Annotated in this window: 24 protein-coding genes; 21 read left to right on the plus strand and 3 right to left on the minus strand. The window is 53.5% G+C overall.

Annotated elements, in window-relative coordinates:
- The first annotated feature begins 30 nt into the window (after positions 1–30).
- From CRO08_RS04640 to CRO08_RS04665, 7 genes are all read left to right on the plus strand, one after another.
- Complete coding sequence (locus tag CRO08_RS04640) at positions 31–1,032, plus strand: NERD domain-containing protein (RefSeq protein ID WP_097035241.1); 1,002 nt, start codon at positions 31–33, stop codon at positions 1,030–1,032.
- Positions 1,033–1,045: 13 nt separating this feature from the next.
- Positions 1,046–1,630 carry a hypothetical protein gene (locus tag CRO08_RS04645; RefSeq protein WP_097035242.1) on the plus strand — a complete coding sequence of 195 codons (585 nt, stop codon included), beginning with the start codon at positions 1,046–1,048 and terminating at the stop codon, positions 1,628–1,630.
- 66 nt (positions 1,631–1,696) lie between these two features.
- Positions 1,697–1,927, plus strand: coding sequence for a hypothetical protein (locus tag CRO08_RS16930; protein WP_176495060.1), 231 nt, complete (start codon positions 1,697–1,699; stop codon positions 1,925–1,927).
- A 108-nt stretch (positions 1,928–2,035) separates the two neighbouring features.
- On the plus strand, positions 2,036–2,914 hold the full coding sequence (locus tag CRO08_RS04650) for a hypothetical protein (RefSeq protein WP_097035243.1): 879 nt from the start codon (positions 2,036–2,038) through the stop codon (positions 2,912–2,914).
- A 45-nt stretch (positions 2,915–2,959) separates the two neighbouring features.
- On the plus strand, positions 2,960–4,402 hold the full coding sequence (purB, locus tag CRO08_RS04655; RefSeq protein WP_097035244.1) for an adenylosuccinate lyase: 1,443 nt from the start codon (positions 2,960–2,962) through the stop codon (positions 4,400–4,402).
- Between the two features lie 214 nt (positions 4,403–4,616).
- Positions 4,617–5,147 (plus strand): hypothetical protein, encoded by a 531-nt coding sequence (locus tag CRO08_RS04660; RefSeq protein ID WP_097035245.1) that lies wholly within the window; start codon positions 4,617–4,619, stop codon positions 5,145–5,147.
- Positions 5,148–5,156: 9 nt separating this feature from the next.
- Positions 5,157–6,293: a radical SAM protein gene (locus CRO08_RS04665; protein WP_097035246.1), complete on the plus strand. Its 1,137-nt coding sequence runs from the start codon at positions 5,157–5,159 to the stop codon at positions 6,291–6,293.
- 54 nt (positions 6,294–6,347) lie between these two features.
- Here CRO08_RS04665 and CRO08_RS04670 read toward each other — a convergent pair whose 3' ends face one another.
- The gene (locus CRO08_RS04670) at positions 6,348–7,325 is read right to left on the minus strand and encodes a M23 family metallopeptidase (RefSeq protein ID WP_097035247.1); all 978 of its coding nucleotides are present in this window, start codon (positions 7,323–7,325) and stop codon (positions 6,348–6,350) included.
- 194 nt (positions 7,326–7,519) lie between these two features.
- On the opposite strand from CRO08_RS04670, the gene CRO08_RS04675 reads away from it, so the two are divergent.
- The 12 genes from CRO08_RS04675 to CRO08_RS04730 all read left to right on the plus strand — a co-directional run bounded on the left by CRO08_RS04675 (position 7,520) and on the right by CRO08_RS04730 (position 20,418).
- A complete protein-coding gene (locus CRO08_RS04675) occupies positions 7,520–8,836 on the plus strand; it encodes a peptidoglycan DD-metalloendopeptidase family protein (RefSeq protein WP_097035248.1) in 1,317 nt (438 codons plus the stop codon).
- 27 nt (positions 8,837–8,863) lie between these two features.
- A complete protein-coding gene (rsgA, locus tag CRO08_RS04680; RefSeq protein WP_073115651.1) occupies positions 8,864–10,060 on the plus strand; it encodes a ribosome small subunit-dependent GTPase A in 1,197 nt (398 codons plus the stop codon).
- A 13-nt stretch (positions 10,061–10,073) separates the two neighbouring features.
- The gene (locus CRO08_RS04685; RefSeq protein ID WP_097035249.1) at positions 10,074–10,481 is read left to right on the plus strand and encodes a hypothetical protein; all 408 of its coding nucleotides are present in this window, start codon (positions 10,074–10,076) and stop codon (positions 10,479–10,481) included.
- A 13-nt stretch (positions 10,482–10,494) separates the two neighbouring features.
- Positions 10,495–11,109 (plus strand): hypothetical protein, encoded by a 615-nt coding sequence (locus tag CRO08_RS04690; RefSeq protein ID WP_141398235.1) that lies wholly within the window; start codon positions 10,495–10,497, stop codon positions 11,107–11,109.
- A 14-nt stretch (positions 11,110–11,123) separates the two neighbouring features.
- Positions 11,124–11,753, plus strand: a complete 630-nt coding sequence (locus tag CRO08_RS04695) for a nicotinate-nicotinamide nucleotide adenylyltransferase (protein ID WP_073115654.1) — start codon at positions 11,124–11,126, stop codon at positions 11,751–11,753.
- 15 nt (positions 11,754–11,768) lie between these two features.
- On the plus strand, positions 11,769–13,226 hold the full coding sequence (locus tag CRO08_RS17490) for a DUF2914 domain-containing protein (protein ID WP_303621499.1): 1,458 nt from the start codon (positions 11,769–11,771) through the stop codon (positions 13,224–13,226).
- A complete protein-coding gene (locus tag CRO08_RS04705; protein ID WP_255252239.1) occupies positions 13,226–14,188 on the plus strand; it encodes an RluA family pseudouridine synthase in 963 nt (320 codons plus the stop codon). The genes CRO08_RS17490 and CRO08_RS04705 overlap by 1 nt, the downstream gene beginning before the upstream one ends.
- 118 nt (positions 14,189–14,306) lie before the next feature.
- Entirely contained in the window at positions 14,307–15,620 is a 1,314-nt protein-coding gene (locus tag CRO08_RS04710) for an FKBP-type peptidyl-prolyl cis-trans isomerase N-terminal domain-containing protein (RefSeq protein ID WP_097035251.1), read from the plus strand.
- A gap of 69 nt (positions 15,621–15,689) precedes the next feature.
- Positions 15,690–17,594 carry a tRNA uridine-5-carboxymethylaminomethyl(34) synthesis enzyme MnmG gene (gene mnmG, locus CRO08_RS04715; protein ID WP_097035252.1) on the plus strand — a complete coding sequence of 635 codons (1,905 nt, stop codon included), beginning with the start codon at positions 15,690–15,692 and terminating at the stop codon, positions 17,592–17,594.
- A 107-nt stretch (positions 17,595–17,701) separates the two neighbouring features.
- Entirely contained in the window at positions 17,702–18,007 is a 306-nt protein-coding gene (locus tag CRO08_RS04720; RefSeq protein WP_072812656.1) for a hypothetical protein, read from the plus strand.
- A gap of 134 nt (positions 18,008–18,141) precedes the next feature.
- Positions 18,142–19,314 carry a putative heme d1 biosynthesis radical SAM protein NirJ1 gene (nirJ1, locus tag CRO08_RS04725; protein ID WP_097035253.1) on the plus strand — a complete coding sequence of 391 codons (1,173 nt, stop codon included), beginning with the start codon at positions 18,142–18,144 and terminating at the stop codon, positions 19,312–19,314.
- 66 nt (positions 19,315–19,380) lie between these two features.
- On the plus strand, positions 19,381–20,418 hold the full coding sequence (locus tag CRO08_RS04730; protein WP_097035254.1) for an Lrp/AsnC family transcriptional regulator: 1,038 nt from the start codon (positions 19,381–19,383) through the stop codon (positions 20,416–20,418).
- Between the two features lie 7 nt (positions 20,419–20,425).
- On the opposite strand, the gene CRO08_RS04735 is transcribed toward CRO08_RS04730, so the two are convergent.
- Both CRO08_RS04735 and CRO08_RS04740 read right to left on the minus strand, forming a co-directional pair.
- A complete protein-coding gene (locus tag CRO08_RS04735) occupies positions 20,426–20,986 on the minus strand; it encodes a hypothetical protein (RefSeq protein WP_097035255.1) in 561 nt (186 codons plus the stop codon).
- Between the two features lie 8 nt (positions 20,987–20,994).
- Positions 20,995–21,768, minus strand: a complete 774-nt coding sequence (locus tag CRO08_RS04740) for a hypothetical protein (RefSeq protein WP_141398236.1) — start codon at positions 21,766–21,768, stop codon at positions 20,995–20,997.
- Positions 21,769–21,981: 213 nt separating this feature from the next.
- Between CRO08_RS04740 and CRO08_RS04745 the strand changes: the two genes are divergently transcribed.
- Both CRO08_RS04745 and CRO08_RS04750 read left to right on the plus strand, forming a co-directional pair.
- On the plus strand, positions 21,982–23,196 hold the full coding sequence (locus CRO08_RS04745; RefSeq protein ID WP_176495061.1) for a CotH kinase family protein: 1,215 nt from the start codon (positions 21,982–21,984) through the stop codon (positions 23,194–23,196).
- 95 nt (positions 23,197–23,291) lie between these two features.
- Complete coding sequence (locus tag CRO08_RS04750; RefSeq protein WP_176495062.1) at positions 23,292–24,722, plus strand: hypothetical protein; 1,431 nt, start codon at positions 23,292–23,294, stop codon at positions 24,720–24,722.
- Positions 24,723–24,735 lie beyond the last annotated feature (13 nt).

A 24,735-nucleotide genomic window follows, 5' to 3' on the forward strand; every position in this document is an offset into this window, starting at 1 on the left:
TTATGATGAAAAACTGTTTTTTTACATGTTATGGGCTCTTTTATCGGAATATTAATTGTTATTGCGTTCTTTTTGCCTCTCGTTGAAGGATTGTTGTTTCCACGACATCGAAGGAAAAAAAAGAGCAATCAAAGTGCTGGCGAAGCTGGTTGCTTGCTGCTAATTGGGTTTGTGGTTTTATTAGGATTGGCTTTACAAGCGATAGATTTTGTTAAGGCTCATAGTGCCGCTGTTTTTCTTGTTGGTATTCTTGTTGTGTTTATAGGTTTAATTGCCTTTATGGTCAATCGAAATGATAAGGCTAACTCGATTGGCTCGGTGTCTTCAGGTGATTCTACACGTGAGAATACCAAGGAAACACGCAGGTTCTCTTTAAATCAAAAACGAACTTTTGCAGCAACACCAGAAGAAATTGTTGGTACAATTCCGTCGGCAAAGGAGATTGCAGGAAAAATAGGGGAAGATGCTGTTAGTAGAGCGGTTTATACGGCCTGTCAATTTGATAAAAGACACTATAAAATACTGCGTAATGTGTATATTCCTCAAAAGCGTGGTAATTACACGGAAATAGATGTTTTGCTTTTGCATGAGACTGGAGTGTATGTTTTTGAAAGTAAGAATCTTTCCGGTTCCGTCTATGGCGATATGGACCATTTGCAATGGCAACGCTATAAGAAAAATGGTGATAAGGAGTTTATTCCTAATCCAATTAGGCAAAACGAAGGTCATATTAGAGCATTATGCGAATATCTGAATCAAAATAAATATCAGTTTCGTGTGTTTAGTATGATTGTTTTTGGGACAAAGTCGAATTTGAAATTTGTACCGGAAGATACATCGCTAATGTCGATTCACGATATATATAATTTGGAAATGGACTTGATAAAGAAAATGCAGTCTCGTCAGTCTTTCTATAGTGCAAACACGATTGATGCGTGGTGTAAGAAATTGCTACCTTGTACGATGCTGTCAGAGGAAGAGAAACAAAAACATAAAGATAGTATTACACGCAGGTTTAACAAGATTAACTAAAAAGTGGTTGTTTATGATAAAAATTTTCCCATTGTTCATTTTCTTGGTGGCTTCTGCTTTCGCATACGACGTGCAATATCATCCGATGCTTATGCAAATCAAGGAAAAGCATGGAGAAACGTTGATAAAGGCGCTTGATAAGATTTATGGTGATAAGATTGTAGTACAGGATAAGCGCTGCCATTATTTTGAAATGACAAAGAACTCCGATGTTGAGTACGAGATAGATCAGTGCCGGATTGATTTTGTTCAACAAAAAGTTTATTCGCAAGCGGATCGTCTTAATGGTATCGAAATCAAAGGAACTATTTGGATAGAGGACAACTCCTTTCGGACACGTGTCGTTGGTGAGGAGTGGAGTGAGTGGAAATCTACCGAAATGATTCCTGCAACTCATTGGCATCATCGCACGGGTTATGAGTTCCGGAAGAAAAATGGCGAGTTTGAATTTACGCCCACGAGCGGGGTCTTGAAAATTCGTGGTTCTTCCAAATATATTGACAAGAATCGCACTAAGGAAATTACAAATGGCGATGCTTCTGGTATCGTTGTTCAAGAAAGCGGTACTGGTAAAATTGTAATTCAGGAAAGTCGTTAATTCATAGCGAAAAATCTATATGCAACCCAACTCCAATAACATTGTAGTCCTGCGGGCGGAAGAGGAATGGCAGCGCGCAGGGGCGTATTCTGTTCGCATACAGGGCATGAACCGGCAGCACCATATTTCGCTGCGGGTGCCGTAAAGGTCATTGGCTATGACCTGGCCGTTCTCGGGAACGCGGGCCTCGATTCCCTCGAGAAGTGGAAACTGGAATCGAGCGTGGAGCCACCGATCCGAATTGCGTCCCCCGCGAAAGCCGCGAAAACCGCCGCATGTACGATGCTAAAATGTTAAAAGCCGGCGTCTACTTAAGAGCGTCACGGTATTACAGGCTCGACGGAACCCGAATCAAGTAGAGACTTCGGCTCTTTCGCTTTCCCTGGTTTTACTTATATTTTAGGCATGTTTAAACACGCGCTTTTTGGATTAGTTCTTTTTCTTGCCCAGTCTTCAAGTTTTGCACATGGTGGTGAAACGTTTGCGGCGGTAGGTGGCGATTTCAACAAGGATGGAATCGGGGATTCGCTGGTCGTCACGAAGGGCGCGGATATCCAAAAAATCTTCGCGTTCTATTTCGGGCAGGCGAACGGAAAGTCCACCCTTTTTCAGAAGGTCAAGATTTCTTTGGAAGACGATACGAAAATATCTGTTACAGACAAAGGAGTTTTGCGGGTGCAGCAGGGCTCGTCTGAAGAAGACGTGTTCCTCTTCCGCTTCCAGAATGGAGATTTCTATCTAATCGGTGGCAAGAAAGACCGACACAAGAACGAACACTACGACATCTCCTATAATTTTTCTACCGGTAAAATGATCAAGACTACCGGCGAAGGAAAGCTTGCCTCAAGTTCGACTGTTTCCATGCCTAAATTGCCTCCGCTCAGGTTTGGATGGTTTCCGTTGTCTTATTCTCGGCTAGAAACCTTCTTGGAAAACGGTTCGGTGGACGACGAAACGAAAATCGCAGACCTGATTTATCAGCGCATGATATGTGAAGATATCCTATATGGGCTTCACTGGAGAGGTGACCTTCAGAAAAAGGGAAAAAACATTTGGGTGGCCGAAGGGGTATATGAAAGTCCGGCGAACTACAATTTTTACGGTTTCATGGAATTGAAAAAGCAGAAGGACGGAACCTATCGGATTAAAATCGACGGTTCCCGCGAAAACCGGGAATGCGAACATGAACTTGACACGAACGAGGACGCCTGCGGTGATGAATATCCTACATCCTCTAGTTCAGAAAGCTGGGTTTTTGAAAAAGGCAACTTTATAGAACGCTGATTTTTTCTAAATTTATCCTTGCAAAAATTCAAAAAAGGATAAATCATGCGCGATCAGTTCGAAAGCCCGCTTATCAAGCGTTACGCCAGCAAGGAAATGAGTTTCATCTTCAGCCCGCAGTACAAGTTCCAGACTTGGCGCAAGCTGTGGATTTACCTTGCCGAATCCGAAATGGAACTCGGCCTCCCGATTACGCAGGAGCAGGTGGACGAACTGAAGGCCCACGAGAAGGACATCAACTTCGAAGTCGCCGAAGAAGAAGAAAAGCGCCGCCGTCACGACGTGATGAGCCACGTCTATGCCTACGGCGTGCAGTGCCCGAAGGCGAAGGGCATCATCCACCTGGGTGCAACGTCTGCATTCGTGGGCGACAACACTGACCTTATCCAGATGCAGCAGGCCATGATCCTCGTCCGCAAGCGCCTTTGCCGCGTGATGGACAAGCTTTCCAAGTTTGCCATGGAATACAAGGACATGGCCCAGCTCGGTGCCACGCACTTCCAGGCCGCCCAGCTCACGACCGTGGGTAAGCGCGCTTGCCTCTGGCTCCAGGACATGCTTATCGACCTCGAAGAATTGAACTTCCTCATCGAAGTGCTTCCGTTCCGCGGCGTGAAGGGCACGACCGGTACGCAGGCCAGCTTCATGGACCTGTTCAATGGCGACGAGGAAAAGATCATGGAACTCGACCGCCGCGTGACTGCCAAGGCGGGTTTCAAGCGCGTGCTCACCATCACCGGTCAGACCTACACCCGTAAGTGGGACAACCGCGTGAACCAGGTGCTCAGCTCCATTGCTCAGAGTTTGCACAAGTTTGCTACCGACATGCGCCTCATGCAGGGTGTGAAGGAAGTGGAAGAACCGTTCGAAAAGACTCAGATTGGTTCCAGCGCCATGGCTTACAAGCGTAACCCGATGCGCAGCGAACGCATTTGCTCCCTGGCCCGTTTCGTGATGGCCCAGGTGAACAGCACCGCCTTCACTCAGGCAACGCAGTGGTTTGAACGTACGCTTGACGATAGCGCCAACAAGCGCTTGGCCATTCCGGAAGCATTCCTCGCCATGGATGCCATGCTCATCATTGCTGAAAACGTTACGAACGGCCTCGTCGTTTACCCGAAGGTCATTGAAAAGCGCATCATGGCCGAACTCCCGTTCATGGCTACCGAAAACATCATCATGGAAGGCGTGAAGAATGGCGGCGACCGCCAGGAACTCCACGAAGAAATCCGCGTGATGTCCATGGAAGCCGGTAAGGTCGTGAAGGAACAGGGCAAGGACAACGACTTGCTCGAACGCGTTCTGAAGAACGAAAAGTTCCAGAAGCTCGGCATCACCGAAGAAAAACTCAAGGAAATCCTCGACCTCCGCAAGTTCGTGGGCCGCGCTCCGGGACAGGTCGTCAAATTTGTCACTGAGGAAGTGCGTCCTGCCATCGATGCCGTCCCGGATTGGGCTACTATCGACGCCGGCGAGCTGAAGGTCTAGCACTAAGTCAAATTACTCGTTAGCATAAATTCATTAGTTTCGCATTTTTTTAGAAATCGCTTTGGACTGGTTCTAAAGCGATTTTTTGTTTTTTTTATGAAACAACGTGTTCTATATGGGCTGTCTTGCTTGGGAAACTTGCGAAAAAAATGCGTTTGCATGTTAGTTTTGGGGTGTTTTAGTTTATATTTTTGTGTGTAGAGGAGAAAAACTTATGGATATCAAAAAAGCAAAAGTTTCCGGCAACTGTGAGTGGTCGCCATCCACGCAAAAGAAGCTCGCCTCGATGCTCGGGGTGTCGGCGGTTACGGTGCTTGCCAGTGCGGCACTGACGGCCTGCGATACGACTTCGGCTACCAGTGGCGATGTTGCTGATCCGCCTACTTCTTCCGAGCAGATGACTTGTGGGGAAATGCCTTGCGATTGGGAGTATAATGAATCCAGTTCTTCCCAGACTAGGCTTTCTTCCAGCAGCTATGAAATTGACTCGCTCGAAGTGACTTCGGGCGAGGTAATTCCGCCGGAATATATTGAACCGGAATCGGGCTCCAACATTGATACCGGACATCTGGAATCTTCTAGTTCGTCATCCTCTAGCGATGCAATCCTGCCGTCTTCCTCTTCTACGGAGTCGGGACCGCTTGCGGGCGACCCGATTGTAACTGAACCGGTTGTAGAACTGGGACCGATGTTATCGGGGGTCATCGAGGACACGCCAGTACGCATGGATGAACCTGAACAGTAATTTTCGTCAATGAACCTGGTTCTTTCTTTAACGGAACGGTGTAACCTTCGTTGCACCTATTGCTATTACAAGGTGAGCCATGAGGCCCGCAGCCTGGTGATGTCGAATGACATTATGGAGGCGGCGATTAGGCTCGCCTTTGAGCGCACGCTTTCGCTGAACCAGCGTTTTTTGAACATCACTTTTTTCGGTGGGGAACCGTTACTTTGCATGGAATCCATCCGCAGGGGAGTGGAGCTTGCGAAAGGCTTGGTGCATGAACGATTTGGCGAAGACGTTTTGCTCGGACCGCCGACTTCGAATACGACATCGCCGAAGTTTCGCCTGCGTTTTGCTGTCAACACGAACGCCACCCTGCTGAACGAAGACATCATCGAGTACCTGAAGCGCGAAAAGTTCCGTATCTACCTCTCGCTCGACGGTCCGGAGTCGCACCACAATATCTGCCGCAGGCAGGTGGGCGGGGAGGGTTCCTTCAAGCTGATTGAGCCGCATATTCCTGTGCTCACCAAGCTTGATACGGTTGTGCTTTCGGTTATCACCCGCGAGAACATGCGCTCGCTTTCCGATGCGGCCTGCTGGATACAGGCGCAGGGGTTCAGGAACATGACCGCCGCCGTGGATTTCGACGGCAAGTGGACGGGCGAGGAATTCGATGTCCTGGCCGCGGAATACGAAAAACTGGCCGAATTCTGGCTCGAAATCAAGCGAAAGAATGTTCCCTTCTACCTGGGAACCATCCAGGACAAGTTAAAGTTCAGGCTTACTGGGCAGCGCCACCGCACGTCAAGCTGCCAGGTGGCCGAGGGCATTGTCGCCTGCGCTGCGAACGGGAATCTTTTCCCGTGCACGCGGTTCATTTCGAGCAAGCCGGATGCTCCCTACATTTTGGGCAATGTCTTTGACGACCCAGCGCAAATCTGGAATGGAGCGGTGGCCCGCGATATCCTGGACTTCTTCAGTCGCGACAAGGAAGACTGCAAGGGTTGTGCCATACGTTTCCGCTGTCATGCGCACGAATGCGCCTGCACGTCATTCTATTCTACGGGCAGTATCCACGGGGTTTCGCCCGAGGTGTGCACGCACGAACGCATGCTCGCCGCCATATGCGACGATGCAATCTGCGACGAAGTCGCGGCGTCCTAATAAAAAGATCCCCGACCAAGTCGGGGATGACATAATGGGTCGCGGGGATGACTTCTACGAGCAGCGGAGTGTCTGGCCGATGCGGAGTATCGATGTGCGCTTGATGCCGTTCAGGCGGCAGAGCCTCTCGATGGTCGTTCCGTACTTGATGGCAATACGCCCCAGTGTATCGCCCGGGCGAATCCTGTGATAACGGTGTTTCGAGAGTTCCTTCTGGATTTCGTTGTGGCTTTCTACAGCCGGGGCGAGGGCGTACTGTTCGGAATTTTCGAGCAGGGTGCCTTCTTCGAGGTTGAAAACCGTTGCCGGGTCGATGTTGATTTCGCCGTAACGGATTTCGAAATGCAGATGCGGGCCGGTCGATCTGCCGGTATTGCCGCCCCAACCGACAAGCTGGCCGCCTTCAACCATGTCGCCCACTTTCACGAGCCTCTTTTTCAGGTGGCCGTAGAGCGTGCGGGTGCCGTTCGCGTGCTCGATCATCACGTAGTGGCCGTAGCCGCGACGGTTGTACTTGGAAACGATGACTTTTCCCGGGTAGACGGCCACGATGGAGTCGCCGATGGAAATGTGCAGGTCAACGCCCCTGTGCAGGCGGAACTTGCGGATACCGTAGGGGGAATTGATGCGTGCCCCGTGCAGGGTCGGGAAATGCGCCCCGCTAAAGTCAAGAAACTGGAGCGTTCCGTCTGCAAGGTTGGAATTCTCGAGAGAATCGAGTTCCTCGGATTCTTCTTCGGGTTCGGCCACGGCGACAAATTCTACCGCCGATGCGGAATTGCCGAGGGTGGAATCCGCTGTTGCGGAACTGGAACCTGCGGCGATGTCTGCTTCCGAGGCGTCTTCTGCCGGGGCGACCGCTTCGGTAACTTCGGACGCAACGCCTTTTGCAATTTCGTCCTTTGCTGCTTCGTTCTCTTCGACTGTCTTTTCGACAGCGCTCTCGACCGCGTTTTCGGCAGGAACTTCTTCGCCGAATGAGAGCGCGGGGAGCATTCCCAGACAGAGGATGGATACGTTCAGCAGTTTCATTGTGGTGCGAAAGTTAGAAATTTTTTGCAATATTTCAAGTTTATAAATGAATGTCAAGTTTGGACAAATTTTCAAACGGCTTCAAAAACGCCGAATTTGACTTAAAAACGGCGTTTGCGTGCCGCGCCTGTTTCGGAATCCCATCCATTTTTCTAAATTAACGTGATAACCGACAACAATTATTTGGTCATTTCATGAAATTTTTTTACCCGCTCCTTTGTGCGTTTTTAGTGTTTTTTTCGGCGTGCCATGAAGAAGAAAAACTGGCTGCGCTCCGGAAAGATGTTGCTGCTCTTGAAAATAGCGTCGATTCCCTGCAGAAGGCGAAGGAAAAGTTGCAGAATGTGCCCAATTACACCATTCTCTCGGATACGGTGCGTGCGGGCGAGGGGCCTTTCCATGTATTCTCGCGCCTAAAGGCGATGGTGGAGGGTGGCGATGCCGACCTGGGCAAGGTCTACCTTGCCATGCAGGATAGCGTGGAGTTCAAGTTGCGCGTGGGCGAGAAGTTCTATATCGCGGTGGATGCGGACAGGCATGTGCAGCGGTTCCGCTATGCGCCGAACGTGATTACTTCGCATGTGGTGGTGCGGACCGACTCGGGCTTTGTCTATAAGCTGATTGAAAAGCCCGTGGTGCGCAAGCTCTCCGTGTACGAGGGCGCGCTGGAAGAGGGGAGCACGCTGAACGGCATTCTCCTGAAGGTGGGCATCCCGCGCCGCATGGTGGGCGTGGTGAGCGGCGTGTTGCAGTGCAAGGTGGCGTTCCCGCTGGCCCGCGCGGGTGACCGCTTCCGTATTTTGCTGGAAGATTCCTATTTCCAGGATTCCATCTGGGTGTCGGGCAAGGTCGTGTATGCCGAATTTGAGGGCAGGAACGTGGGGCATCACGAGGCTTTCCGCTATGAGGACCCTGACCCGAAGAGCTCCTACAATGCACACTACACCGAGTCGGGCGACGCGCTTGTGTTTGATGGCCTGCGCTACCCGCTGGAACACCTGCGCATCACGAGTTCGTACGGTTCGCGCGTGCACCCGATTACGGGCCGCGTGACGGTGCATTACGGCGTGGACTACGGTGCCCCGACGGGTACTGTGGTGCATGCGGTTGCCGAGGGCGAGGTGACTGTTTCGGGTTTCGACAACCTGAGCGGCAACAAGATTGCCATCCGGCACAGGGACGGCACGACCAGCTGGTACATGCACCTCTCTGCGCGCGGCGTCGGGGTGGGTGCGAAGGTTTCTCCGGGGCAGGCGATCGGGCGCGTCGGCTCTACGGGCAGGAGCACGGGGCCGCACCTGCACTACGGTTTCAAGAATGCGCAGGGGCAGTGGATAAACCCGCTCTCGAAGACCATGATTGCGACCCCGAAGCTTTCGGGCGAGCGCCTTGCCCGCCTGAAGGAACAGGTGAAGGATATCCGCAAGGAGATAGACCTCACGCTTGCCGCCCCCGCGGTGAAGGTGAACGATTCCACCGACGTGATGGTCCGTACCCGCGTATTGAACTAGAGGCGCGCTTTTTCGAACCGGTAAGGCATGATGCTTGAAGATGATGAACTGCGGGAAGTAAGGACGTCGAGGCGCGCACACCGTTCGCGCCGTATCGACGTGATGCGCGAATGGGATTCGGGCATCGTGGACGACCGCCCGACCAAGGAGCGCTTTAGCCGCGAGTTCAAGAAGGCTAAAATCAAGCACCTGAAGAACCCGGTGGAAAATATCGGCGAGGAGAACTGCGTCGAGGGCCTGGTGCTGGAAGTGCACCGCCGCACCTGCGAGGTACGTTTAGACGAAAGAGATATTGATGAAAAAAAAGATAATCTATCGTCTATCGTCTACCAGCGAAGCGGTCTTTCGTCTAATACAGTTACCGCGATGTACCGCGCGACCACGTCCAAGCAGTTGGGGGAATTCCCCGCGGTGGGCGATCGTGTGCTTCTCGGGCTCGTGAACGATGGCGAGGATTCGGGTGATGGCGTGGGTTCGCAGAAGTACTGCGTGGTGCGCGTGCTCCCGCGGAAGAGCGAACTCAAGCGCCCCGGCCCGCGTGACACGTTCTACAAGCAGCAGACGCTTGCCGCGAATATCGACCAGGTGGTGATTGTCGCGAGCGTGACCCAGCCCGAATTCAACTACGGGTTCATGGACCGTTTCTTGCTTGCCTCGAACCTGAATAGCCTGCCGTTCATCCTGGTGCTTACCAAGATGGATTTGCTCCCGAACGGGGAGGCTGACCTTTCGGAAGATATTCGCGATTTTATGAGCATCGCCGACAAGGTGATTCCCGTGAGCGTCAAGACGGGGGTCGGCCTCGACGACCTCCGTAACGAGCTTCTGGGCAAGTCGTCGGTGTTTAGCGGTATGAGCGGGGTCGGAAAGTCCTCGCTGGTGAACGCGCTGGTGCCGCACGCCGCGCTTGCGACGGGCGAGGTGCGCGAACGCGACGGCAAGGGCCGCCATACCACTATCTCGTCGAGCCTGTTCGACTTGCCGGGTGGCGGGATTGTCATCGATACGCCTGGGATCAGGGGTATCGGCCTCATGGATTTGGACAAGGAAACCCTGGCGAAAATCTTCCCGGGATTCTTCGAGGACGATATCTTTACGTGCAAGTTCAGCAACTGCATACACGTGAAGGAGGCGGGCTGCGCCGTGCGGGCCGCCGTCGAGTCGGGCAAGCTCTCCAGGGCGCGTTATCGGAGCTACCTCCGCATACTGAATTCTTCGGATTGATTATATTGTTGATATGGATGTCGTGTCTAAAATAACTCTGGTGGCCTCCATCGTGCTGATGGGTTACAGTGCATCGCAGCTCGTGGCAAATTCTGCCGAGTTGAGCGAGAAGGCAGACGAGATCAAGACGCTCATGAAGGTGAGCGAATCTCGCGAACGTGGCATTCGCCTGTTTAATTTTGCGATTTCGTTCTCGTTAATGCTGGCCTATGTGTTTCTTGCCCATTTTTCGGGCCTTGCGTACTGGGTTTCTGCCGTTATAGCCTTGAAACTTGCGTTTACGCTCTTTTTTTCGGACCGGGAACTCCGCATGGAAATCCGTGGCGAGGATATGGGCCGGCGTGGAATCCTGATGGACAAGGCGGATTCGTTCTTGAACGTTTTGCTTGGGCTTTCCATCGCCCTGGTTTTGGTACTGTAGCATGGGAAACAATATGAAAAAGATTCTCCTTGGCGCTGTATGCGCGCTGATGTTCTGCTTCGGGACTGTCGCTGCTCAGACGAATTCCTCGGGTGCGTCTGCAGCATCTGCTTCATCGGGTGCCGCCTCCCAGGCATCGCAGACGACCGGGATTCACACGCCGCTCTTTTTGGGCAGTGCGCTCGGCTTCGGTACGGGTACGGGCGTGGGGTCCGAGAGAGGTGTTGGCCTCAGACAGATTGAGCCCATGTTCGGTATCTGGTTCCCGCACGTGGCGTTCTTCCGCACAGGTTACGGATTCTTTGATTTTGATGGCGAAGGCGAAGACGGTTCCGAAACGGAAATCGAGCATTACAACCTCGACGTGGAACTGGGCGTTCACGTGTTTGGCGACTTGTACGTAGTCGGCAATTTCTCGAGGGCAAAGGAACTCTCCGATGTGGGCGATGTCTCGTGGAATGAATGGGGCGCCGGTTTCGGGACAATCTTCAGCATATTCTCGAAGACGATGCTCTTTGCCGATGTGGGCTACCGTTGGGTGCTTGACCACTACGACCCCTTCTTGAACAAGAATGTTTCGGGCAGCCGCCTGCAGATGAACCTGGGTTTCATCACTTACATTTACTAGGGCAAGGTTCCGCGATGAAGAATGTTGCCATTATGGGTGGTGCGTTTGATCCGGTTCACATGGACCATGTTGCGGTTGCGAGGCTCTGCCTGAAGCACGGGCTTTGCGACGAAGTGTGGTTTGTGCCGAGCCCTGACAGGTGGGACAAGACGCTCAACGCCTCTCCCGAAGACCGCTTCGCGATGCTTGAACTTGTGACATCCGACGAGCCGCGTTTTGTGCTTTCGGACGAAGAAATCCGGCAGGGAGATTTTCGCGGGTCTTACGTGTTTTTGAAGGGCCTTGCGGAAAAGTACCCCGAGGTGAATTTTCGTCTGCTTGTAGGGGCGGACAGTTACGAGAATATTCCGCACTGGCGCGACCCCCTGCATTTTTATGGCACGGAGTACAACGGCCACCTGCTGTTGCGCGACTTCAGCCTGATTGTTTTTGCGAGGAGCGGCTACCCGCAGATTGATATCGATGCGCATCTCGCTAAGGGGTATGCCCCGCTGTTCTGGCTTGGGGAAAAAGAAGGCTTTGTGGGAAAGTTCTCGAGTACTGCGATACGCAGGGAGTTGCTCTACAACAGGGGCGTAAGGCCTGCGGGATTAGCCCCTGCGGTGTACGACTACATTCTGGAAAACGACTTGTATAGCGAATGATTTGGGGTAGGACAAATGAAATTTGTAGATAACTTGAGGCAGAAGCCCTTCGTGCAGAAGGTGGAGAAGTTCTTCCCGGCGATAGCTTTCCTCGGCGGTTTCGGCTGGGATTCCATAACGCTCGGGCGGCAAATAGACAATACCGACCTGCTGTTCCTGCTGGCATACTATACGGGTGCGTTTATACTCGTGATCCTTCTTTCGGCACACCTGGAGCATCCGGAGGGCTGGACCCGCGAACGCATTATGGCGGCGAAGGCATCAACGGGCGGTAACGCCCCGGCGAAACCCGCGGCTCCGCAAACGGCAGCACCTGCAAAGCCTGCGGCGAAACCCGCTACGGCAAGTCAACCCGCAGTGCAGGAGGCTAAGGCCCCGTCCCCGACGAACGCGAAACTTGCTGCCGTGGCGGGGAAGATGGCGAATATCGCGAAGCCTGCGACGACTGTGGTGGCCTCGAAAATCAAGAACGTGGCCGATGCTTCTGCGTCAAAGATCAAGAACGCCGCCGATGCTTCGACCGCCGAGGCAAAGAAACTAGCTGACAAGATAGGGTATGAATCCATGGCGGTTCCCAAGAACGCCATTGTGGTGGAACACCGCTTTTTGGACCGCGAGTGGAGCGAAGTGTGGAAGGACCGCTTTTCGTGGATGTTGCAGTTCCTGTTCGGCGGCATGTTCAGCGCGCTCGTGGTTTGCTACTTCAAGAGCAGCGGCTCGCTTGCGTCGCTCCTGCTCGTGATTGTCCTCGCTGCCCTTCTGGTGGGTAACGAATTCCTGAAGAAGAAATATGAAAGTTTCGGCGTGAGCCTCGCGTTTTTCTGCCTGCTGGGCACGATGTTCATGAACTTCACTATCCCGCATGTGGTTCACAGGATTGGCTTTATCTGGTTCCTTTTGAGTACTGTGGTCTCGTTCCTCATCTGCGTGGGAATCCAGAGGCTCTCGCACCACAAGAAGCGCGTGCTCATCGCCCCCGCAATCATCAGTTCTCTCCTGGTTATTGCCTATGTAATGAACTGGGTCCCGCCGGTCCCGCTCGTGCTCAAGCAGCAAATGGTGTGCCAGAACTTCGACCGCAAGACATATTCCTGCGATATCGACGACCCGACATTCTTGCAGACATTGGGCATCAAGTTGCCCTCCGTTCACCGCACGGACAGTTCCGAGGTGTATTTCCTGTCGTCGGTCTACGCTCCTGCTGATTTGAAGGCCGAACTCGAATACCGCTGGTACTATATGGACCCCGCTACGGGCAAGTACAGCCTTACCGACAAGATATCCTCGGGCAGGATGACCATCGTGGGCGGGCGCGAGTCTGGCTACCGCAGCTTCACGAAGAAAAAGAACATTCCTGCGGGCCGTTACAATGTGGAGGTCGCCTACAAGAACGGCGCCGTCATCGGTTCGCAGAAGTTCGAAGTGTTTGAGGGCGAACCTCCGAAAGGCTTTGCCCGCGATACGTTGAGGTAGTGGCATTCGGCATGAAGGCTCCCCGCGACATGTACTTCGAGAGCGTCGTCCGGCCCGAACACGACCGGATGCTCCTGCTCGATAGCCTCTGCTACCGCTTTACCTACCATAGCCGTGAGCAGTGGAAAGAAAACCTGGAGCGCGGGCTCGTTACCGTCAATGGGGAGGTCGCGGGGCCCGAAACGGTTGCCCGCAAGGGCGACAAGGTCGTGTACCATGTGGAAAATTACGACGAGCCCGAGGTGCCGACTGATTTTAGCACCGTGTTCGAGGACGAGGAATTCATGCTGGTCGCAAAGCCTGCGGGAATCCCGGTCCACCATACCGCCCGCATATTCTACAACACGTTTGTTTCCGTAGTGCGCCGCGAGACCGGCTACGAGACGGCGACCCCGATGCACCGCCTGGACCGCGATACGGGCGGGCTCATGCTATTTGCAAAGTATGCGGAGTCGGCGGCGCGCTTCCAGAAGAACCTCGACCGCATACTGCTCCGCAAGTTCTACATGGCGGTGGTGCGCGGGGAATTCCCTCACGAGGAATACCGCTGCGACACGCCCCTTCGCGAAGACCCCGCAAGCAGAATCCGACTCAAGATGTACCCGTTCGATGACGGCAAGCCCTGCACGACCATATTCCGGAAGGTGCGCTCGGTTGTTCGCGACGGCGAAACGTTCACGGCTATCGAATGCGAACTCCTGACCGGCCGCAAGCACCAGATACGAGCCCACCTCGCGAGCCTCGGGTTCCCGATTGTGGGGGACCGCCTTTATGCCTTCGATGGCCTGTACTACGAAAAGATGGCGGAAGGCGCCCTTACGGAAGACGATTTCCGCGTTTTAGGCGCGCATAGCCATATGCTCTATGCGTACAAGGTAGAACTCTTGCTCCCGTACTGGGATACACCGCGTACGTTTGTGTGCGAGAATTTCCCGACAGAAATGAAGGACTTAATCCGCTAAATTCGTTCAAAAACGTCTTTTGTGGAGGCTGAACCCGCGCAAATTCATGCTCCGGGCTCCCGGTTTTTTGTATCTTTTATGCGTAAAATTTTGAACCTACGGTTCAAGGAGTTGAAAAATGAAATCTAGAGTCCTGTTGGGCCTGGCCTGTATCTCCATGATGATGGCCGCCTGTGATTTACAGAAAAACGATGCTCAGAATGCCGAAGCCAAGGTGACTGGTACCTCTACGGACGACCAGAAGTTCGCCTACATGCTGGGTGTGCAGTTCGGTATGCAGAATTTCAAGATGCTCCCGCTCCAGATGGGTGAGGAACTCGACGAGGACGTGGTCGTGCAGGGTGTTCTCGATGCCATGAAGGCTGAAAAGGACACGAACTTTAAACTGCAGATTCCCGTTGATACTTTGAGGCAGGTCAGTTTTGACTACAATTCCGTGGCTCGTACCCGTATGGAATCCATTCGCCCCGATAGCGCGACGAACGCTTCCTTCAACGGCGACCAGTCGAAGTTCCGTGCCTACATGGATTCTGCGATGAAGGCCCTTCCGGTGGTTCCCGCTCCTGCTCCGAAGAAGGCTCCGGTGACGATTGGTGAAACCCCGACCAAGAACCAGAAGCTTTCCTACTTTATCGGCGTGCAGTTCCAGAACCAGTTCAGCGCGATTGGTGGCCAGTTCCAGACGGAATTCGACGTGAACTACTTCGTGCTCGGTATCCGCGATGCCGGCGCCAAGACCCGCGATACCACGCTCACGAACGCCTTGCCGGATGATTCCCTCAGGGCTGTTGGCGAACGCTACAACGAGAAGATGAAGGTTCTCCGTGAAGAAGCCATCAAGAAGGCCCAGGAAGAAGAAGCCAAGCTGAAGGAAGAGGTGAAGGGCCTCCGTGGCGATACGCTTGCGAACGGCATGCCTGCCAAGATGAACTACAAGGTGAAGGTTACTGGCATCACGAACAAGGCCGAAAACCTCGAGACCTGGGCTGGCAAGCCTCTCCTGATTTTCTACTTCTCCGCGACCTGTGGCCACTGTGCACACGCCGCTCCGCAGATTCTCGACATCGCGAAGGAATTTGCCCCGAAGGGCCTTACGACGGTTGCCGTTGCCAGCGGTGGAAACAACAAGAGCGGCATCCGCAAGTTTGCCGACAATGCGAAGTTCGACGATACCATCAATATCGTGTGGGATGAAGCCCGCCAGTTCGGTGAACTCTACAGCGATGGCTATGTGCCGAAGGTCTACCTCGTGAACCCGGATGCATCGTACAAGGAATACGTTGCCTTCGAGGGCGAGAAGGAAACCCTCAAGGCCGAAATTGCCGCCCTCATGGATGGCAAGCCGGTCGTTTGGAATCCGGAACCGCCGAAGCCGGCCGTGGTCGATACGCTCAAGCCCGCCGCCGCTACTGCTCCGGCTGCCAAGAAGTAACACACCGTGTCATCCTGAGCGGAGAGGCAAACCCTCGTAGTCGAAGGATCTCATTGCGTTCCGTCTATAATGCAAGAATTTGATGTCGTAGTCGTAGGTGGCGGCCATGCCGGCATTGAGGCGACGCATGCCGCCTGGAAGCTCGGCGTTAAGACCGCCATGCTCACGATGGATATTGACGCCATCGGGCGTATGAGCTGTAACCCGGCCGTAGGCGGGGTGGCGAAGGGCCAGATTGTGCGCGATATCGATGCGCTCGGTGGCCTGATGGGCCTTTTGACCGACAAGGCCGGGATCCAGTTCCGCATGCTCAACATGAGCAAGGGGCCCGCCGTGTGGGGCCCGCGCGCCCAGTGCGACATGAAGTATTATAGCGAGATTGCCCGAGAGGTCATTACGAACCTTCCCGGGCTTTCCGTTATCCAGGGGGAACTCGCCGCGTTCGAGCGCATGCCCGATGGCCGCCTGGAACTCACGCTTTTGAATGGCGAACGCTACGTGACCCGCGCGCTCGTGATTACGAGTGGAACCTTCCTTGCCTCCAAGGTGTTCACCGGGCTTGAGACGAGCATCGGTGGGCGAGTGGGCGAGCCGAGTGCAGACAAGCTTTCGGAATGCCTTGCGGCTAACGGCATTGCGCTGCGCAGGCTCAAGACGGGTACGCCGAGCCGACTCGATCCGGATTCTATTGACTTTGATGAATGCGACGTGCAGCACGGCGACGATGTGGCCTGGCCCATGAGTGACCGCCATGTTGCAGAAACGGTCCCCGGCCGCGATACGGATTATTTCTGGGGCGACGCTACGAACAAGTTTGTGCGTAACGATTGCGTGTGCTGGATTACGCGCACGAATTTAAAGACTCACGATATATTGCGGAGCGGCTTCAAGGACAGCCCGATGTTCAGCGGTCGTATCCATGGCAAGGGCCCGCGCTACTGCCCGAGTATCGAGGACAAGATTAACCGCTTTGGCGACCGCGACGGTCACCAGCTGTTCCTTGAACCGGAACAGGCGGACATCGGTCGCGTGTACATCAACGGGTTCAGCTCGAGCCTGCCTGCGGATATCCAGCTTGCTGCAATCCACACGATTCCTGGCCTCACGCGCGCCCGCGTGTTGCAGATTGGCTATGCGGTGGAATACGATTCCGTAGATGCCACGCAGCTTTTCCCGACGTTTGAATGCAAGAAGGTTCCGGGCCTGTACTTTGCGGGCCAGGTCTGCGGTACGAGCGGCTACGAAGAGGCTGCGGGTCAGGGCCTTTTGGCCGGCATCAACGCGGCTCTGAAAATAAAGGGCGAAGCTCCCTTTATTTTAGGTCGTTCCGACAGCTACCTAGGGGTAATGGCGGACGACCTCACGAACATCCTGCTCGACGAGCCTTACAGGATGTTCACGAGCCGCGCCGAATACAGGCTCTTCCTCCGGAGCGACAATGCGGAAGAACGCCTGAAGGAACGCGCGCATGAAATCGGGATGATTTCCGAGACCGACTACGCCGACTGGAAGCGTCGCTGTTCCCTTGTGGAAACGGCCCGCATGCGCCTCGCCGAAGAATCCGCGCTCCCCGAGCAGGCAAACATCATTCTTGAAGCCGGTGGGCAGGCTCTTGCAAGCGAGCGCACCCGCTGGATCAACGTGCTCCGTCGCCCGGGTATTGACCCGGAACAGCTGTTCAGGGTTGCCCTCCCGGACTTGCCGCTCACGCGCCGTGACCAGTGGTTCCTGTACGCCGAGGAAATCTATGCCGGTTTCTTCGACAGACAGGCCCGCGAAATCGACGACCAGAAGAAGATGGAATCCGTGCGCCTGCCCGAAGACTTCGACTACATGCAGGTGACCGCCGTAAGTATCGAGAGCCGCCAGCGCCTGAACGCCCACAAGCCGCTCACGCTGGGGCAGGCGAGTCGCATTCCCGGTGTGCGCCCGGCAGATATAACCGTGCTTGCTCACTGGCTAGATAATCGCTAAAGCCCTGCGGGCGAACGGCCCTCACTTGATAATTTCGGCAAAAATTGCTATCTTTGCGCCGTCAAATTAACATAATTGTCTAAAGACAAAATTCCAAGAGGTATATCATGGCAGAAGAAAAAGAAGTCAAATCCACAGAAGAAGTCAAGCCTCAGGAACCGAAATCTACAGAAAAATCTCAAGAAAAGAAGGCTCCGGCCAAGAAGAAACGCCCGATGAACGCAAAGCGCAAGGGTGCCGCTCCTGCTGCCAAGAAGCCCGCCATCTTCAGTGATTCCCTGGAAGACCGTTTCCCCAACCTCGCTGCTAAGCTCAAGAAGTCCATCGAGGACGGCATCAAGCAGAAAATCAAGGAAGCCCAGAACGACCCGAAGGTCAAGGCCGCATCCAAGAAGTTCGCTGCTGAAAAGTAATCTGACTTTTTTTGAAAAATGCCTCCGCTCCGTGCGGGGGCTTTTTTCATTGCACCCTCCCTAGTTTTCATTGCGCCGTTAGTCGCCCACGAAGATACTTTGTTTCAAGTGTTCTAATTTCTATATTTGCGCTCATGATTAGCATTACCAAGCTCTTGATGGATACCCCGAATTACGGGGATCAGCTGCGTTACGAACCTCGTGCCCACGAATGCAAGAATGGCGTGGCTCCGGGACGCGGCCCCGTGGTGGTATGGAACTGCACCAAGACGTGTAACCTGAGTTGCGTGCACTGCTATGCGCGCTCCGAGGCCATCAAGTACCAGAACGAACTGACGCACGAAGAGGGCTTGGCGCTTATTGACCAACTTGCCGATTTCAAGGTGCCGGTAATCCTCTTTAGCGGTGGTGAACCGCTGCTTCGCCCCGACTTTTTTGAACTTGCGAACTATGCGGCAGGCAAGGGAATCCGCCCGACCATCAGCACGAACGGCACCTGCATTACGCCCGACGTGGCAAAGAAACTGAAGGACATGGGCGTGGGCTACGTGGGCATCAGCCTGGACGGCTGTGAGGCGACGCACGACAAGTTTCGCGGCAAGGAGGGCGCCTACAAGCTTGCTCTCCGTGGTATCCGCAACTGCGTGGCGACTGGCCAGAAGGTGGGGCTGCGCTTTACGATTACGCGCTACAACGTGCAGGACCTGAATGCGATTTTTGACCTGCTTGAAAGCGAGAACATTGACCGTGTGTGTTTCTACCACTTGGTTTACAGTGGGCGCGGTTCCGCGATGGTCGCAAACGACTTGAACCACGAAGAGAGCCGCAAGGCGATGGACCTGATTATTGACCGCACGCTCGACTTCAAGAAGCGCGGGATAAACAAGGAAATTTTGACCGTCGATAATCACGCCGATGCAGTCTACCTTTACTTGCGCATGAAACGCGAGGACCCTGCCCGAGCAGAGAAGGTGCTGGAACTCATCCAGCGTAATGGTGGTAACCGCAGCGGTATGGCCTTCGGAAATATCGACAGCATCGGGAATGTTCACCCCGACCAGTTCTCGCAGTACATTACCCTCGGGAACGTGCGCGAAAGGAACTTCGGAGAAATCTGGAGCGACGAGAGCAACCCGATTATGGCGGGGCTCAAGAACAGGAAGCCGATTTTGAAGGGACGCTGCCCCAAGTGCGCCTACCTGAACCTGTGCAATGGCAACTTCCGCACCCGCGCCGAGGCTGTGACCGGAGATTTCTGGGAACAGGATCCGGCCTGCTACCTGACGGACGAGGAGATTAATGGATAATTGATAATGGATGATGTGAAATTATCAATTATCAATCAGTTTTTCACTCCTCACTTCACATTGAATATGACTGAAATTGAACAGCGTCTTCTCTCTGTCATTCAGGATGCCTTCCCGCTGGAAGAGCGCCCTTACCGGCGGTTGGCGGAGGTGCTGAACGCGCAGGAAGCGTGTGCTGGCGGCGATGCTCGCGGGCATCTTACGGAACAGTCAGTCTTCGATGCGGTCGAGAACCTGCGTCGCTCGGGCATTGTCCGCCGTATCGGTGGCATCTACGATTCCCACAGGCTCGGGTTTATTTCGCGCCTCTGTGCGGGCAAGGTTACCGACCTCGACAAGTTCGCATCCGCTGTCAACGGGATTCCCGCGATTACGCACAACTACGTGCGCTCTCACGAATACAACGTGTGGTTTACCGCCATCGCGGAGTCGGAAGGCGAAATCCGCGCAATCGTTGACGGGCTCTGCGCAAGTACGGGCCTGCACGACGTGCATATCCTTATCGCGACGAAGAAGTTCAAGATAAACACGGTAATGCGCGTCTTGAAAGAAAATGAAGATTCCCGCCTACGCGAGAATGTCGATCGAGGTGGGGAATTCATTGCTGCGTTATCGTCGTCCGACAAGGCACGCATTCGCATTGCCTGTGACGATATCCCGCACACGCTCACTCCGTTTACGGACTGGGGCGTTTCCCTTGAGGCTCTTCGCGACGACCTCGTGCAAAAGAGAATGCGCCGCTTCGGGGCAATCCTCCGGCATCAGGACGCCGGCTTCGCGTATAATGCTATGGTCTGCTTTAAATTAGATGAGAGACTAGAGACGAAAGACGAGAGAAGTGTCATCCTGAGCGACCCCTGGAAGGGGGAGTCGAAGGATCCTGCTGGTGCAATCCTTGCAAACAAGCCATACATTTCGCACTGCTACGAGCGCCCCGCCTTCGAAGGCTTCCCGTACACGCTCTATGTGATGATGCATGCGCAGTCCGCCGAAGAACTGGATGCGTTCATAAAGGATGCCGCAGTCTCTATCGGCAATCCCGAATACGCGGTGCTCCATTCCGTCAGGGAACTTAAGAAGACGAGCTTCAGGTTCTTCGCCTGATTTTTGGCTAGAACTTGCAGCCGAGCGAGGCGTAGAATATGCCTCGCTGCCCGAAACTCAGCAAGTTTAGGGTCAGGGGTAGAGTCTTTCCCAGTTCAAGCCCGAGCAGGGTCGCATGGAACATGGGGGCAGCACCATTCCCGTTGAAGGCAACGCCCGCATCCAGCTCCATAAACGGATTCACGAACCCGTTTACGTTGAAATTCAGTTTTGCCCTTGGCATGATGGTGTAGAGCGACTCGTCCTTGATAGGCATGGAGTAGTTGAAGACGAGGCCTGTTTCAAATATTTCATTGACCTTGTAGCCGTAGTCTATGGAAACTGCGCCCAGGATTCCAAAGGAGTCTTCTTCGCCGAATATGCTTATGATTGCAGAGCCAACTATGCCGACAAAGTCCGAAATGGTCAAGATGCCGTAGCCGATGCTTATGGAATGGCGCTTGAATTCGGGTTCATTTTTGACGGACTTTTCTGTGTCGGGCTGTACGTCGGTATAGTTCTCCGGTTCCTGTGCGAAAGACATTGCAGCGGAAAGCATGAGTGACAAGAGAATGACTTTGGCTTTCATATATCCTCCTAATACAATTTAGTTTCTATTGCGATGCGGTGGCCGGCCTCGAAACCGAAAATCGTGCCGTCGTGAATCTCGTAGTTTATACCGAACCCGACGGAGCGCCCGAACATGCGGAAAAACCGCGTGACGTCGAACTTCATCTTGTAACCGTGGTACTTGTCGTCCATCTTGCGGTACGCGCGGGCGAGGTTCCTGTTTTCGGATTCCTCGATGCGCGCCTGGTACAGGAATACCTCGCTGAGTTGCCAACCCGTATGGAGGGTGTCGTTCCAGCCGAGTTTCCACACGAGCGATGCCTTGAACCCGATTTCGTCACCGGGCTTGTAGTTCTTGTCTTCGAGGAAGGCATTGTACCGGAACGCCGTTCCGAGCGAAAGCGTTCTCGAAAATTGCAAATAACTGAACGGTTCGATATTCAGGCGGTGGAAACGGTTCTTTTGCGAGCCCTCGCCGGGAGGGAACCGCCAGCCCGCATTGAGCCCCAGGAAAGATACGGGTAGGACCCTTATTCCGGCGTATGTCTCGTTGAACCCGTTCACGTGCAGGTTGCAGTAGTTGTGGAGATACCCTTCTGTTGAATACTCGTAACTCACGCCCAGGAATCTGAATGCCCCGTCCACATAGAGGCTCAGGTATCGCGGGATTATCGCGTATTCCGCCGCAACGTCCATATCGAGGCTGTACACGTCTTCGTCGAGCTCAAACGCCCCCTGCACGGCAATTCCCGTTGTAGGCGGCAAAATCGGGTGCAGGTTCTCTGTGGCCAAGGCTGCCACACAGAGAAACGGTAATATGCATCCGAAAACTTTGCTCATGTATGGAAATATATCAAATTTTTGTTGCCATGCATCTTGTATATATTATATTTCTTGCAGATGCTTTCATTTATCCTGCATAGGGCGGCCGCGCGTTTTAAACCTGCGTTACAATCGCGTTTTAAACCTGCGTTTCATGCGCGTTTTAAACTTGTGCACCTTGTCGTAGTCGCAATGTTATTTTGTCTGTGCGCCTGCCTGGACGAGCCCACCGAATCATCGCCGGATTTTCTCCCGATGGACGATTCCGTGTACCCGTATGCGAATCTGCCCCGCGTTGTCATCGAGACGGAGAATTTCGCCGGAATCCGTGACCGCGAAACGGAAATTCCTTCACACCTGCAGATATACGGCAAGGACGCCCCCGAAAGCGAAGTCTACGAACTCACCGTGCGCGGGCGGGGCAATTCCAGTTTCAAGATGCCCAAGTACGGCATGAAACTTGAATTTAAGGACAAAGTAAGCTTGTTCGGGATGCCCAAGAACCGTGATTGGGCGCTCGTGGCGAATTTCGGTGACAAGAGCCACCTGCGGAACTACATGGCGACCCGCCTTTCGGAATGGCTGGGCATGCCCTATACCCCGCGATGCAAGTTTGTCGAGGTGTACCTGAACCGCAATTATGTGGGCCTCTACCTTCTCATGGAAACTGTGAAGGTGGCTCGCGAACGCGTGAATATTCCCGAAAACGATACCACTTTCCTCTTCGAGAAGGAAAACGACAAGAAAATCGATGAACCGTTTATCCGCTCGAGCATCGGGTATGCGTTCCATGTAAAGTCCCCGAAGAATCCTTCCGAGGAATCGCTTGAACTCTTACGCAGCCATCTCGCCGATTTCGAGGATGTCTTGCTGCATTTCAGTACCTCCGATACGGGGGCTATCGCGCGGTGGATTGACATGGACGACTTCAAGCCTTACTACTGGGTGCAGGAATTTTCCAAGAACGAGGATGCCATCTTTGCGCGGAGCATTTTTATGACTTGGCAGAAGGGGAGCCCGATCCATTTTGGCCCCATCTGGGATTTTGACATTTCGTTCGGCAACGAGTCTCGTGAGCTCAATCGCAAGTTTGAAAACTGGCATATCCGCAGTTATCGCTGGTTCTACTATTTCTTCAGGGACGATGCTATCCGTTCGCAAATAAGGGAGTACTGGTTTGAACACCGCGAAACCTTCCGTGCCCTGGTAGATAGCGTGCCGTTGTACAGGTCTATTATCGAGGATGCCGTAAAGAACGAGTACCGGCGCTGGCCTATCATGAGCAATACCGAGAACTGGGCGCTCAAGGACCCCTACGAGGATTACGACGAGGCCATCGATGTCATGGTCCGGTGGATGAAGGACCGCTTTGACTGGATAGAAACGACACTGAAAGAGGAAAAATAAAGAAAAAGTCGGAAATTTTTAAGAAAAAAGTAGGCCCTAATCTGAGCGGTTATGGAAATAAATTAGTTTTATGCTATAACAATATGGAGCAATTTATGCTTTTTAAACGTTTGTCCCTTCTCGTTTCATTCTTTGCCGTTATGGTGTTTGCGCAGGAGCCAGCCTCCTTCACGGAAGTGCCCCTGCAGGCTTCGACCAACGTCGAAAAGAAGGACGATAATTCCTCCACGATATCGGTGTTCGTCAAGAACCCCGAAGAAATCCGTGCATTGCAGGAGGACTTGAAGAACTTGCAGACCATGGTGGGGGATTCGAACCCCGAGGTCGCGGCTCTTTTGAAGAGGGCGAACCGCGTAGCGGAGATGAACGACCGATGCGCCTCCATTTCGCTGAACGACCTCCTGGATACGACATGTGCCCGCTTCTATGAAGTGGAACTCCCCGCATTCGAAAACGAGTACATGGAAGTGACGGGCGAGGTCAGGCTCGGTTCCATGCGTATGGCGACCACCCTTGAGGAACGTACCCGCCAGTTGGCGAGCTGCTCCGAAGCGCTGACCAGCATTATCATTAGCCGTGAACAGTTGCTCCGCCTTCGCGGTAACGTGTACCTGGAACCCATCAACTTCGATGGCGATTTTGATGCCGAATACATCTTCTCGCTTTCCTATGACCCGGCGCGTGTGGAACAGCAACAGCGCCTAGCGAGCCTCTGGATTGAAAAGTGCGGCCCTATCGTGGTTCGCCAGTCCGGGTCGGAATTTGCCCCGATGTTTATCGCCACGTTGAAGGTAAAGAACGATTCCTTGAAGAAGGCTGGCTCGAACGTGAAATTCATGCTGAACAAGAAGACGCTTATGCTCCGCATAGATATGCGTAGGCCGGTGAGTGGCGCTTATTACCTGAACGGCGTGCGCCTTTTCGAAAAGACCATCGACGCTGACCAGAAGCAGTCGAACCTCCTCTTCGATATCAAGAACAAGAAGGCCGTTCTGAACCAGCCCAAGGATGCCGAAATCCAGAAGTTCCATGGCAAGGAAGTCTTCAAGAAGTTGAAGAAGATGGAAATGGTTGGCCGCTGGGCTTGGGACGAGGAAAAGTTGCCCGATGAAGTTGTCAAGACGGAAGTTCACGAAGAATCCGAAGTCATGACGGCCGAAGACTCCCTTACGTACAAGCAGGGAATTGCTGAACTTGAACGTGCCATCGCCGAAGAAAACAATGAAACAACCGCTGCCGAGGCTTCTGCTGCCGAGGCGGCAAGTGATGCCGCTGGAGGTGAAGGCAAGAAGAAGTCTATCCACTGGATTCCGCTTGCGATTTCGGGAGCCGTACTTGCGGGCGGTGTCGCCATTGCGTACGTGTTCAACAAGAAGGCGAAGGATGAAAGGGATGCGTTTGAAAATGGTAGCACCGGCTATGAAGAAAGCAAGAAGGCCGTGCAGGATTACCAACGAAATCGTACAATCGGTGTGAGCTTCGCGATTATCGGTGCAGTCGGTGTTGGTCTTTCATTTGTTTTCTAAGGCAGGAGTGTCG

The sequence above is a fragment of the Fibrobacter sp. UWT3 genome (genome assembly GCF_900230125.1).
Taxonomy (GTDB): Bacteria; Fibrobacterota; Fibrobacteria; order Fibrobacterales; family Fibrobacteraceae; genus Fibrobacter.

Excerpts from the sequence above, each read along its gene's own strand:
- CRO08_RS04695 (WP_073115654.1), top strand. The coding sequence starts at position 11,124 with ATGAAGAATGTTGCCATTATGGGTGGTGCGTTTGATCCGGTTCACATG.
- CRO08_RS04670 (WP_097035247.1), bottom strand. The coding sequence starts at position 7,325 with ATGAAACTGCTGAACGTATCCATCCTCTGTCTGGGAATGCTCCCCGCG.
- purB (WP_097035244.1), top strand. The coding sequence starts at position 2,960 with ATGCGCGATCAGTTCGAAAGCCCGCTTATCAAGCGTTACGCCAGCAAG.
- CRO08_RS04720 (WP_072812656.1), top strand. The coding sequence starts at position 17,702 with ATGGCAGAAGAAAAAGAAGTCAAATCCACAGAAGAAGTCAAGCCTCAG.
- CRO08_RS04710 (WP_097035251.1), top strand. The coding sequence starts at position 14,307 with ATGAAATCTAGAGTCCTGTTGGGCCTGGCCTGTATCTCCATGATGATG.
- rsgA (WP_073115651.1), top strand. The coding sequence starts at position 8,864 with ATGATGCTTGAAGATGATGAACTGCGGGAAGTAAGGACGTCGAGGCGC.
- CRO08_RS04690 (WP_141398235.1), top strand. The coding sequence starts at position 10,495 with ATGAAAAAGATTCTCCTTGGCGCTGTATGCGCGCTGATGTTCTGCTTC.
- CRO08_RS04640 (WP_097035241.1), top strand. The coding sequence starts at position 31 with ATGGGCTCTTTTATCGGAATATTAATTGTTATTGCGTTCTTTTTGCCT.
- CRO08_RS04685 (WP_097035249.1), top strand. The coding sequence starts at position 10,074 with ATGGATGTCGTGTCTAAAATAACTCTGGTGGCCTCCATCGTGCTGATG.
- CRO08_RS04650 (WP_097035243.1), top strand. The coding sequence starts at position 2,036 with ATGTTTAAACACGCGCTTTTTGGATTAGTTCTTTTTCTTGCCCAGTCT.
- CRO08_RS16930 (WP_176495060.1), top strand. The coding sequence starts at position 1,697 with ATGGCAGCGCGCAGGGGCGTATTCTGTTCGCATACAGGGCATGAACCG.
- CRO08_RS04675 (WP_097035248.1), top strand. The coding sequence starts at position 7,520 with ATGAAATTTTTTTACCCGCTCCTTTGTGCGTTTTTAGTGTTTTTTTCG.
- nirJ1 (WP_097035253.1), top strand. The coding sequence starts at position 18,142 with ATGATTAGCATTACCAAGCTCTTGATGGATACCCCGAATTACGGGGAT.
- CRO08_RS04750 (WP_176495062.1), top strand. The coding sequence starts at position 23,292 with ATGCTTTTTAAACGTTTGTCCCTTCTCGTTTCATTCTTTGCCGTTATG.
- mnmG (WP_097035252.1), top strand. The coding sequence starts at position 15,690 with ATGCAAGAATTTGATGTCGTAGTCGTAGGTGGCGGCCATGCCGGCATT.
- CRO08_RS04660 (WP_097035245.1), top strand. The coding sequence starts at position 4,617 with ATGGATATCAAAAAAGCAAAAGTTTCCGGCAACTGTGAGTGGTCGCCA.
- CRO08_RS17490 (WP_303621499.1), top strand. The coding sequence starts at position 11,769 with ATGAAATTTGTAGATAACTTGAGGCAGAAGCCCTTCGTGCAGAAGGTG.
- CRO08_RS04645 (WP_097035242.1), top strand. The coding sequence starts at position 1,046 with ATGATAAAAATTTTCCCATTGTTCATTTTCTTGGTGGCTTCTGCTTTC.
- CRO08_RS04745 (WP_176495061.1), top strand. The coding sequence starts at position 21,982 with ATGTTATTTTGTCTGTGCGCCTGCCTGGACGAGCCCACCGAATCATCG.
- CRO08_RS04730 (WP_097035254.1), top strand. The coding sequence starts at position 19,381 with ATGACTGAAATTGAACAGCGTCTTCTCTCTGTCATTCAGGATGCCTTC.
- CRO08_RS04735 (WP_097035255.1), bottom strand. The coding sequence starts at position 20,986 with ATGAAAGCCAAAGTCATTCTCTTGTCACTCATGCTTTCCGCTGCAATG.
- CRO08_RS04665 (WP_097035246.1), top strand. The coding sequence starts at position 5,157 with ATGAACCTGGTTCTTTCTTTAACGGAACGGTGTAACCTTCGTTGCACC.